This is a genomic window from Streptomyces blattellae, assembly GCF_009709555.1.
Classification (GTDB): domain Bacteria; phylum Actinomycetota; class Actinomycetes; order Streptomycetales; family Streptomycetaceae; genus Streptomyces; species Streptomyces blattellae.
Genome location: NZ_WJBG01000245.1, coordinates 1 through 10,419, shown reverse-complemented (window position 1 = coordinate 10,419; position 10,419 = coordinate 1). Strand labels below are relative to the sequence as shown.

The 10,419-nt window shown below is 70.0% G+C and carries 11 protein-coding genes; 7 read left to right on the top strand and 4 right to left on the bottom strand.

Annotated features, from left to right (window positions below):
* The 4 genes from GFH49_RS36340 to GFH49_RS36325 form a co-directional block, all read left to right on the top strand.
* A partial coding sequence (locus GFH49_RS36340; protein WP_155060327.1) for an ATP-binding cassette domain-containing protein occupies positions 1–831 on the top strand: 831 nt, incomplete at its 5' end.
* Positions 828–1,658, top strand: coding sequence for an ABC transporter permease (locus GFH49_RS36335; protein WP_155060326.1), 831 nt, complete (start codon positions 828–830; stop codon positions 1,656–1,658). The genes GFH49_RS36340 and GFH49_RS36335, both read left to right, overlap by 4 nt.
* Positions 1,659–1,687: 29 nt before the next feature.
* Positions 1,688–2,977, top strand: a complete 1,290-nt coding sequence (locus GFH49_RS36330; RefSeq protein ID WP_196218248.1) for a sensor histidine kinase — start codon at positions 1,688–1,690, stop codon at positions 2,975–2,977.
* A complete protein-coding gene (locus GFH49_RS36325; protein WP_155060325.1) occupies positions 2,974–3,642 on the top strand; it encodes a response regulator in 669 nt (222 codons plus the stop codon). Before GFH49_RS36330 ends, GFH49_RS36325 begins: the two co-directional genes overlap by 4 nt.
* Positions 3,643–3,739: 97 nt before the next feature.
* Here the strand turns inward: GFH49_RS36325 and GFH49_RS36320 are convergent, their stop codons facing one another.
* Together GFH49_RS36320 and GFH49_RS36315 are read right to left on the bottom strand one after the other, a co-directional pair.
* Positions 3,740–4,270 (bottom strand): nuclear transport factor 2 family protein, encoded by a 531-nt coding sequence (locus GFH49_RS36320; RefSeq protein WP_196218247.1) that lies wholly within the window; start codon positions 4,268–4,270, stop codon positions 3,740–3,742.
* Positions 4,271–4,755: 485 nt separating this feature from the next.
* Positions 4,756–5,901 carry an XdhC family protein gene (locus GFH49_RS36315; RefSeq protein WP_155060323.1) on the bottom strand — a complete coding sequence of 382 codons (1,146 nt, stop codon included), beginning with the start codon at positions 5,899–5,901 and terminating at the stop codon, positions 4,756–4,758.
* 264 nt (positions 5,902–6,165) lie between these two features.
* Here GFH49_RS36315 and GFH49_RS36310 point away from each other — a divergent pair, with 264 nt between their 5' ends.
* Together GFH49_RS36310 and GFH49_RS36305 are read left to right on the top strand one after the other, a co-directional pair.
* Positions 6,166–6,747 carry a TetR/AcrR family transcriptional regulator gene (locus tag GFH49_RS36310; protein ID WP_155060322.1) on the top strand — a complete coding sequence of 194 codons (582 nt, stop codon included), beginning with the start codon at positions 6,166–6,168 and terminating at the stop codon, positions 6,745–6,747.
* A gap of 225 nt (positions 6,748–6,972) precedes the next feature.
* Complete coding sequence (locus GFH49_RS36305) at positions 6,973–7,509, top strand: NAD(P)-dependent oxidoreductase (protein WP_230396700.1); 537 nt, start codon at positions 6,973–6,975, stop codon at positions 7,507–7,509.
* Here the strand turns inward: GFH49_RS36305 and GFH49_RS36300 are convergent.
* Together GFH49_RS36300 and GFH49_RS36295 are read right to left on the bottom strand one after the other, a co-directional pair.
* Complete coding sequence (locus tag GFH49_RS36300; RefSeq protein ID WP_155060321.1) at positions 7,475–7,639, bottom strand: hypothetical protein; 165 nt, start codon at positions 7,637–7,639, stop codon at positions 7,475–7,477. The genes GFH49_RS36305 and GFH49_RS36300 overlap by 35 nt on opposite strands.
* A 308-nt stretch (positions 7,640–7,947) precedes the next feature.
* Complete coding sequence (locus GFH49_RS36295) at positions 7,948–8,574, bottom strand: NAD(P)-dependent oxidoreductase (protein WP_155060320.1); 627 nt, start codon at positions 8,572–8,574, stop codon at positions 7,948–7,950.
* Positions 8,575–9,264: 690 nt separating this feature from the next.
* On the opposite strand from GFH49_RS36295, the gene GFH49_RS36290 reads away from it, so the two are divergent.
* The coding region (locus tag GFH49_RS36290) for an amidohydrolase family protein (protein WP_230396699.1) at positions 9,265–10,419 on the top strand (1,155 nt) is incomplete at its 3' end.

Sequence of the window (10,419 nt, the reverse complement as noted above, 5' to 3'; positions counted from 1 at the left end):
GGTGCGGGGAAGTCGACCACGATGCGCATGATCGTCGGACTGGACGCCCCGACGAGCGGCTCCGTGACGGTGAACGGCCGCCGCTACGCCCAGCACCGGGCCCCGCTGCAGGAGGTCGGCGCGCTGCTGGAGGCGAAGTCGATCCACCCGGGCCGCTCGGCGTACAACCATCTCAACGCGCTCGCGCTGACGCACGGGATACCCCGCAGCCGGGTGGAGAAGGTCATCGAGCTGGCCGGTCTGGGCAGTGTGGCGGGGAAGCGGGCCGGGGCCTTCTCCCTCGGTATGGGGCAGCGGCTGGGTATCGCCGCGGCGCTGCTGGGTGATCCGCAGACGGTGATGCTGGACGAGCCGGTCAACGGCCTCGATCCGGAGGGCGTGCTGTGGATCCGCAATCTGCTGACGGGGCTCGCGCAGGAGGGGCGGACGGTGTTCGTCTCCTCGCATCTGATGAGTGAGATGGCGCTGGTGGCGGACCATCTGATCATCGTGGGGCGCGGGCGGTTGCTGGCCGATACGACGGTGCAGGATCTGGTGCGCGAGGCCGGCGGGAACACGGTGAAGGTGGCGGCCCAGGATCCGGCGCGGCTGCGGGACGTCCTGGCGGGGCCGGGCGTCGACATCACCGGTCAGGCCGGCTCCGAGGAACTGCACGTCGCAGGGCTCACCGCCCGTGAGATCGGGCTGAAGGCGGCGGAGCACGGCGTCGCACTGTTCGAGCTGAGTTCGCGGACGGTGTCGTTGGAGCAGGCGTTCATGGATCTGACCAGGGATGCGGTGGAGTACCACGGCACCACGACCACCATCGACACCCCTGGGAGGGTGGCATGAGTTCTCTCACTATGGATGCGGAGCCCCAGCAGGAGGCGGCCGCGGCCCGTCCCCGTTACAAGGTGACCGGCTGGGGTGTGCTGCGTTCGGAGTGGGCCAAGATGTGGTCGCTGCGTTCGACGTGGATCACGTTGGTGTTGGGTCTGCTGTTCTTGCTGGTGTTCGGGCTGATCGCTGCCTGGCAGTTCGAGTCCGGCGGTCTGGACGAGGACTTCGAGCGGTCCACGGCGGTGGACCTGTCGCTGTTCGGTGTGCCGTTCGCGCAGCTGGCTCTCGGTGTCCTCGGTGTGCTGGTGACGGCGGGCGAGTACTCGACCGGCATGATCCGTTCGACGCTGGCGGCGGTGCCGCGCCGACTGCCGGTGCTGTGGTCCAAGGCCGGGTTGTACGGGCTGGTGGCACTGGCGGTCGGCATGGTGGGCGTGTTTGTGGCGTTCGGGGCCGGCAGCGGGATCCTGTCCGGCACCGAGGCGGAGATGGGCCTGTCGGACGACGGGGTCGCGCGGAGTCTGCTCGGGGCGGGGCTCTACCTCGGTCTGATCGGCGTGATCGGCGCGGGTCTGGGCTCGTGGCTGCGCTCCCCGGCGGGCGGTATCTCGGTGCTGGTCGGGGTGTTGCTCCTGGTTCCCGGGCTGACCTCGCTGCTGCCCAACTCCTGGGAGGACAACATCAGCCCGTACCTGCCCAGCAGCGCGGGCGAGTCCATGTACGCCCTGACGCACGACTCCACCACCCTGGCCCCCGGGGCCGGTCTGGCGGTGTTCCTCGGCTGGACGGCTTTCGTGCTGGCGGGTGCGGCGTACCGGCTCAAGCGCAACGACGTCTGATCCGCAAGACCACAGACGGGGGACCATCTGTGAGCATCGACGACACCAGCGGTGTGGGCCGGCTTCTCGCCCGGCTGAACCTCGCCGGCCAGCGGTTGCGGCACGCTGACCGCGCCCATCCCTGGGCGCTGGACACCCTGGTCGTCGTGGTGGCCGTCGTGATGTTCTGCCTGCCGGACTGGCTGCCGGAAGGCAGGTCGGACGGGCCGCCCGGGCTGCGTCTGATGCGTGCCGAGCTGCCACTGGCGGCTACGCTGGCGCTGCAGGCAGGGCTGGTACTGCCCCTGCTGTGGCGGCGGCGGAAACCGCTGGTGGCCTTCGGCGTCATCGCGGCCGTATTCCTGCTCCAGTGGTCGCTCAGTGCCGTCCTGCGCGCGGACATCGCCCTCTTCATCGCCCTGTACAGCGTGGCCCTGCACGGAAGACTGCGGCAGCTGCCGTGGGCCTGCGCGGTCATGGCGGGCGCGATGGTGCTGGCCGCGCTGCGGGTGTCGCCGGCCGTGTCCGTCTGGGACGCGCTGTTCTTCCTGCTGAGCACGGCGACCGCGGCCCTCGCGCTCGGCTTGGTGATGAGGTTCCGCCGGGCCCAGCTCGCCGGGCTGCGGGAACGGGCGGCCCAGCTGGAGATCGAGCGCGACCAGCGCAGCAGGCTGGCGACCGCCACCGAACGCGCCCGGGTGGCCCGCGAGATGCACGACATCGTCGGACACAACCTGGCCGTCATCATCAACCTCGCCGATGCCGGCTCCTACGCCAGCGACACCGCCCCCCACCGCGGCAAGGAGGCGCTGGACCTGATCGGGGACACCGGCCGCCAGGCCCTGGGCGAACTGCGCAGGGTGCTCGGAGTGCTGCGCGAAGCAGCCGACAGGAACGACCCGTCGTCGGGGCCGCTGCTCAACCCCCAGCCCGGCGTCGTGGACATCGACCTGTTGTGCGCCGGTGTACGGGCCGCCGGGCCGGAGGTCGTCTACCGTACGGCCGGAGACATGGACACCCTGGACCAAGGGGTGCAGCTGGCGGCGTACCGTATCGTCCAGGAAGCCCTCACCAACGCGCTCAAACACGGCGGCGCCCACACCCGGGTGAGCCTGTCCCTCGTCGTCGACGGCACGCGGCTGGACATCCGCATCCACGACACCGGCCCGCCCGGCCCGCCTCGCCCGGCCGAAGCGCGGGGCGAGGAAGGACACGGCCTGGTGGGCATGCGGGAACGAGCAGCCCTGTACGGCGGGAAGGTCAACGCCGGACCCGTGGCTGAGGGAGGCTGGAGCGTGGAGGTCACCCTCGACCTCACTCCCCAGGGAGGCGACCAGTGACCACCGTACTCATCGTCGACGACCAGCCGCTGCAGCGCTACGCCTTCCGCCTGCTGCTGGAATCCGCCCCCGAGACGACCGTGGTGGGCGAGGCGGCACACGGTACCGAGGCCGTCCGCCTGACTGCGGAACTACGCCCCGACGTCGTACTGATGGACATCCGCATGCCCGGCATGGACGGTATCGAGGCCGCCCGGCGGATCGCCGCCGCGGGCGATCGCTCCCGCATTCTCGTGCTGACCACCTTCGACCTCGACGAATACGTCCACTCCGCGCTGCGCGCGGGCGCCAGCGGGTTCCTGCTGAAGGATGTCCGCCCGGAGGAACTCCTCTCCGGTATCCGAGCCGTCGCCGCCGGGGACGCCGTGATCGCTCCCGCACTGACCCGCCGTCTGCTGGACGAATACGCCCAGCACGTGCCCGAGCCCGTCGATGTGCCGGCCCAGGAGGCCCGGCTGAGGGGTCTCACCGACCGGGAGCACGAGATCCTCGTCGCCATCGGCAAGGGCTGGACCAACGGCGAGATCGCCGCGCACTTCGTGCTGGCCGAGTCCACCGTGAAGAGCCACGTCCGCAGCATCCTGGCCAAGATCGGCGCCCGTGACCGTATCCAGGCCGTGATCTTTGCCTACGACCTCGGACTCGCCCGCCCCAAGAGCGGCTGAAGCGGTGAACTGTCGGCGAGAACCGGCCCGCAGCACTGCGTCCCGCAGACCCGTACGGGTCTGCGGGACGCAGTGCTGCGGTGTGGCCCCTACGAGGTCAGAACATGCCGTTGTCGTTGGCCGAGTCCTCGGGCACCGGCGTCGAGACGTCCCAGTGCTCGACGACCTTGCCGTCCTTCACCCGGAAGATATCCATGGCCGCCGTGCCGCGGTCGGACGCGTTGAGCGTTATGTGGGTGTGCACCGTCACGAGGTCGCCGTCGGCGACGAACCGCTTGAAGTCCACGTTGACGTCCGGGAACGCGCCGACGAATCCCGTCGCCCAGGTGACCCATCCCTCCTTGCCGTCGGCGACGTTGGGGTTGTGCTGGATGAACGGGTCGCCCATGTAACGGTCGGCGGCCTGCTGCGGCTGCCCCTGGTTGATGCCGAGGTCCACGTAGGCGCGCACGATCTCCTTGTTGCGCGCTTCCTTGGCTTCCTTGGCGACGGCCGCAGTGGCCGCGGTGGACTTCCTCGGCGTCGCCTCCGTGCCGGCGAAGGCGGTAGTGCCTACGGTCAGCGCGGCGGCGGTGAGGACACCGACGCTCAGAAGGCTGGCGCGGCGGCTGAGTCTGCGGGGTTTCACAACTATCTCCCGAGTGGTGTGTGGATACGCACAGAGGCATGGCTCGTCTCCGGAACCAGGAGGTTCGGAGGAGCTGATCGCCTGTTCCGGCGATGTTGAAATCTTGGCCTGCTGACGACGGGAGATGGGTAAAGCGGGGCTGTCGGTTCTCTACCGGGGTCCTGTCGGAACGCTATCGGCGGCGGCGCACGCGGTCCGGGCCGGCGGAAGGGGGCCGTTCCGCCGTGGAGAAGGGGGCCGCTTCGCCGTGGAATCGAGCACGGGCCTGGCCTGTCGGCCCGGGGTGGACGCCCCTCCGGCCGGCCGTCAGGTGACTTTGACGGCCGGTCAGGGAGGTCTCCGGCCGGTAAGCGACTCTCACGCCCTCAGGCGGGTCTCACGGCCGTCCGGTGAGTCTTGTCGGCTGTGAGGCGACTCCCACGGCCGACAGGCAAGTCTCACGGCCGTGAGGCGACTCCACGGCGCTGAGGCGGCTCCCACGGCCGTCAGCCGACCCCCAGTGCCGCTCGGTGTCCTGGGTCGCGATGGATGGGTGTCCGGGCGTCGGTGAGCGGGAGGCCCGTGCCGCCATGTCGGTCGGCGACGATTTCCGCGGCGATGGACAGGGCGGTTTCCTCGGGTGTGCGGGCGCCGAGGTCGAGGCCGATGGGCGAGCGGAGCCGGGCCAGTTCCCGCTCCTCCAGGCCGGCTTCGCGCAGTCTGCGTGTGCGGTCGGTGTGGGTGCGGCGCGATCCCATGGCACCGACGTAGGCGACCGGCATCCGCAGGGCTTGCTGAAGGAGAGGTACGTCGAATTTGGCGTCGTGGGTGAGGACGCACAGGACGGTGCGCTCGTCGGTCGGCGTCCGCTCCAGATACCGGTGGGGCCAGCCGACGACGACGTCGTCCGCGTCGGGGAAGCGGGCGCGGGTGGCGAAGACGGGGCGGGCGTCGCACACGGTGACGTGGTAGCCGAGGAACTTGCCTACCCGGACCAGTGCGGCGGCGAAGTCGATCGCCCCGAAAACGATCATGCGCGGTGGTGGGACGGCCGCCTCGACGAGCAGCGTGAGGCCGCCAGGGCAGAGGGAACCGTCTTCGGAGAGTTCGACCGTGCCGGTGCGCCCGGCCTGGAGCAGGGCGTGTGCCTGTGCGGCGGCTGCCTGTTCCAGTTCGGAGCGGCCGCCCGCGTAGGAGCCTTCGTAGGTGCCGTCGGCGTGCACGAGCAGGCTCGCGCCCAGGAGGTCGGCCGGGCCGCGCATGATCCGGGTGAGTGCCGCCGGTTCACCGCGGATCATGGCGCTGACCGCGGAGCTGACGACCGCCCTGGCCGGCGTGGTGGCGGTGAACGGGGCGACGAGGATGTCGAGGATCCCGCCGCAGGTCAGCCCGACGGCGAAGGCGTCCTCGTCGCTGTAGCCGAACCGCTCGACGACGCTGCCGCCGTCCTGGAGGGCCTGCTGGCACAGGTCGTAGACCGCCCCTTCGACGCAGCCTCCGGAGACCGATCCGATGGCCGTTCCGTCGCTGTCCACGGCGAGGGCGGCCCCGAGTCCGCGTGGCGCGCTGCCGCTGACACCGACAACGGTGGCCACGGCGAACTCCCGGCCCTCCTCGAACCAGCGATTCAACTCTCGGGAGATATCGAGCACTTAGTCCCTCCGTGGACAGGGCACAATCAGTTCGAATGGGCAGCGGGCTTCGAGGTGTCCCAGCGCGTGTCAGACTGCGTTGGCGAGTGGCCCGGTGGTGCGCCTGCACGGCGGGGCCGAACGCGGGTCGCGCTCGCCAGCCACTCGGCTCGTCCGCAGCTCGCGTTATGGTGGACACAAGCGGACTGGTGTCCGTTAACCGAAACGTAGCGGACGGGTATCCGGTCAGCAAGGGTTTGGGCGTGAGCCCGGAAGGAGGGGGAAGTGGGCTCCAGGAACGACGGGCCTCAGCGCTCGGACGCGCAGCGCAATCGGGAGCGGATCCTGGAGGTGGCACTGGAGGAGTTGTCCCGTGACGTGGACGTCCCGCTGAGCTTGATCGCCAAGAAGGCGGGGGTGGGACAGGGCACGGTCTACCGCAACTTTCCCAACCGTGAGGCGCTCGTCCTTGAGGTCTACCGCCATGAGGTGCAACTGCTCACCGATGCCGCGGCGGAACTGCTCAAGACCCGGGCGCCGGAACATGCCCTGCGTGAGTGGATGGACCAGCTCGCCCGCTTCGCTCTCGCGAAGGCCGGCCTGTCGGACGCGATGCGTCAGATCGTCGGGACGGCGGCGGGCCCGGCCCAGCCGGGATATGCGCTGGTGGTCGAGGCGATCGACGCTCTGCTCGCCGCCAATCACGAGGCCGGCGCCATTCGTCCGGGGCTGACTGCCGACGACTTCATCCTGGCCATCGCCGGTATCTGGCAGATCGATTCCAGCGGGGACTGGCAGGCCCAGAGTGCCCGCCTTCTGGATCTCGTCATGGACGGGCTGCGTATGGGAGCGCCCGGACGGGGCTGATGATCCGGGGTCGACTCCTGGGCGGTCAGGCTCGCAAAGCGACAGGTGTCCGATACGGTGAACCGTATCGGACACCTGTCCGTTTGCCTCTGTCGCGCATGAAGGATTCTCCCACCATGAAGTTGCCGGTCCTCGGCGCGACCGGCCGCCGTCTCGTCGACCTCGCCCTGCAAGCCGGTGACTCGGTCACCGCCCTCGCGCGCACCCCCCGCGGCGCTGAGCGAGGTGGCGGACCGGATCACCGTTGTCCAGGGCGACGCCACCTCGCAGCGTGATGTCGCGGTCGCCGCGCTCGGGCAGGACGCCATCGTCTCCGCGCTCGGGCAGGGCAGGTCGCTGAACCCCGACGACCTCTTCGACCGGGCGTCGGCCGCCGTGGGGGAGGCCTTCGAGTGGGAGACCGCTGTGCAGAAGACCATGTACCGCGCGCTGCTGCGGCGGGTCCACGCGAACAAGAAGATCGCGGACGACCGCATCCGTGCCGATGGCCTGGACTGGACGCTGGTCTTCCCGGCCGGGCTGAACAACCGCCCGGCCAAGGTCACCTACCGAGTGGATGACCGGATCAAGATGAAGGGCGCTCGGATGATCAGCCGCGCCGACGTCGCCGCCTGCATGGCACAGCCGTCGGCGCCGTGGCCGCCGCCGCGCACCGCGACGGGCGGATCACGCGCTGACGCCTACCGCAGGGCGGTGGCGACATCGTCCTCGTCGGCGCACCGGGCGATCAGGGCGGGGGCGTGTCGGCGGTACGACCGTTGAGGACGACCCTGGCCTCGTCGAAGCCGTCGTCCCCGCTCCGCAGGACGGTGCCCCGCAAGCCGACCGCGAAGTCGTCGTAGGCGGGGGTGGGGGATGTGGGGGATGTGGGGGTAGAGCTGGTCGGGCTCACGCGGGCCCTCTCAAGGCGGGCCGGCCGGCGGGTACGGCCACCCCGGTGGTGCGGAGTCGTTCTCGCGTCACGCGAGATCGGAGAGATCCTCCGCCGTGAGGGTGATCGATTTTCGGCGTCGCGGGCCGGGCCGATCATGCCGTTGGTGGACAGCCGCATCGCTCCGAAGCCGATGCGGTTGACCGGCAGCCGCCGCCGAGCAGGAAGTCGCGGGAGGCGGAGGAGTCAGCACTCATCGCACTCATCGTCAGTCCGTCGAAAGGTCGCCGCGGAGCGGAGAACCGCGGGATGCAGTGCATCCAGGCCTGTCAGTCCGTGATGACGGCGTCGCGGTGGATCCACTCGGGGCTGTGGGCCGCCTTGAACATGAAGTCGGCGACGTCCGCGCGGCTGATCGTCCGGTGGCCCTTCATCGGGAGCCGGTCGCCGACGCGGTAGGTGCCCTTGGCGGGCTTCTTGGTCAGCGTGGTCGGGTAGACCAGCGTCCAGTCCAGGCCGCTGGAGCGGATCTCCCTCTCGGAGACCTCCTTGTTCGCGTAGATGTTCCGCAGGAACGAGCTGTACATGGCCTTCTGTACGGGGCTCGCCGACTTGTAGGTGTCTCCCACGCCGAACGAGGACAGCCACACCAGGCGGGATACGCCCACTTCCTTGGCCGCGCCGATCACTGCCGTCGCGGCGCGGGTGAACAGGTCGTCGGCGCGCACGGACGTGCTCCGGCCGAGGGCCGAGATGACGACGTCCTGGCCGGTCATGGCCTTCGCGACATCGTTGTGGGAGGTGGCGTCTCCGGCGACTACGTTGATCCGGTCTGCCAGGTCGTCCAGCGCTTCCGGCCTGCGGGCCAGGACCGTGACGTTGTCGCCTGCCTTGAGGGCCAGGTCGACGACGTGGCGACCGGTGGGGCCGGTTGCACCGAGGATGAGCAGATTCATGGCACGAAACCTTCCGTGTGTCAGATGTGTGGGTCATGCTGCCGCTATTGCTGATCACTTACGTGGCGTTGCGCGGAGCTGAAGTGGACAACTGTCCGCCACGAAGAAACGTACCGGACAGCTATCCGGTTAGCAAGTGCCGGCCGTGCCGAGCGGGCGCTTGCGGGGTTGTCGAGTGGGGCGCGGGCGGCCTGCGTGCGGTTGGAGTGCCGGGTTCTGTCGGCGCTCTCGCGCGCTGGGTCATACCGGTGAATGCTGTGTGCGGGCGGGCTGGAATCGCCGGCTGACGCATCCGGGTGAATGTCCCGCTCGCGCGCTCGGCGGACGGTCCGGGGTCTGTCCGTCGTCGCACCCATGGCCTATCGCGGAGTGTCGCGCCGGCTTCCGCGGTGGACGATGGGGTCGGACCCGCCCGCCTCCTTTCCGGTTCGGATACGCAGTCCCGGACCCTTGCCAACCGGACACCTGTCCGCTACGTTGAAGCGACTAGCGGACAGTAGTCCGCTTAGGTTCGTCGCTGAGGCGGCCCGGTGAGTGCTCGGTGGTGCCCGACCACCGGCGACGGCACCGGCACCTGCCGTCGCCGATGGGCTCGACTCGGACTTCGTACGTCCGACGAGGCCGCCCCGGCCATCGAGTCGAGGTGCGCGGCTTACCGCCGGCTTTCAGCTCCGACCTTGAGTGAAAGAGATGGGCAACACCATGACCGACACCCGCATCCTGCTTCGCAACGGCCACGTCATCGACACCGAGCCCGAGCCGGTCGTCCACCCCCGCACGGACGTCCTGATCGAGGACGGCCGGATCAGCGCCGTAGGCCCCGGCCTGCCCGCGGACGGTGCCACCGTCATCGACGCCACCGACCGGATCGTGCTCCCCGGGTTCGTCGACACCCACCGGCACGTGTGGCAGTCCGCACTGCGCAGCGCGGCCGTGGACATGGACCTGATGGGTTACCTCGGTGTCATGGGGCAGCTCGGCGCGCGGCTGGGGCCGCAGGACATCCACGCGGCGACCCTGGCCGGCGCGCTGGAGAGCCTCGACTCCGGTATCACCACCCTGATGGACTTCTCGCACGCCCTGCACACTCCCGAGCACGCCGACGCGGCCGTCGACGGTCTGCAGGCGGCCGGGCTGCGCGCGGTGTTCGGCTACGGCTTCCCCGCCACCGAGCCGGGCAACCACGACGACGTCCGCAGGATCCGTGCCGAGCGGCTGGGGAAGGACGACGCGCTCGTCACCATGGCACTCGCCCCGCTCGGCCCGTCCTTCACACCGCCCGAGGTGCTCACCGGCGACTGGCGACTGGCGGCCGATCTGGGCCTGCCCGTGACGATCCATGTCAGTGCCGGTCCGGTCGCGGCGAAGCCGGTCTCCGTCCTGCGTGAGCTGGGCCTGCTGGATGTCAAGGCCCTTTATGTGCACGGTAATTCGCTCGACGACGACGAGCTGAAGCTGATCGGTGAGTCGGGCGGGGCCGCCTCGGTCACGCCGGGCACGGAGGCGATGCTGAGCATCGGAGCGCCCGTCGCGGGCCGCTACCGCCGCGCCGGTGTCACCACCAGCCTGGGTGTCGACGCGGTGACCTCCGCGCCGGGTGACATGTTCTCCCTGATGCGGGCGGCGCTGATCGCCAGCCAGGTCGCCGACGACGCCGCCCAGCGGCTGAGCGTCAGGGACGTACTGCGGATGGCCACGCTGGACGGTGCCGCCGCGCTGGGAATGGACGACCGGATCGGCTCGCTGCGTCCGGGCAAGCAGGCCGATGTCATCCTGCTGCGGCTGGACGACCTCAACCTCCTGGGCGCCGACCGGGACCCGGTCGCGGCCGTGGTCGTCGCCGCC

Excerpts from the sequence above, each read along its gene's own strand:
- GFH49_RS36335 (WP_155060326.1), top strand. The coding sequence starts at position 828 with ATGAGTTCTCTCACTATGGATGCGGAGCCCCAGCAGGAGGCGGCCGCG.
- GFH49_RS36295 (WP_155060320.1), bottom strand. The coding sequence starts at position 8,574 with ATGAATCTGCTCATCCTCGGTGCAACCGGCCCCACCGGTCGCCACGTC.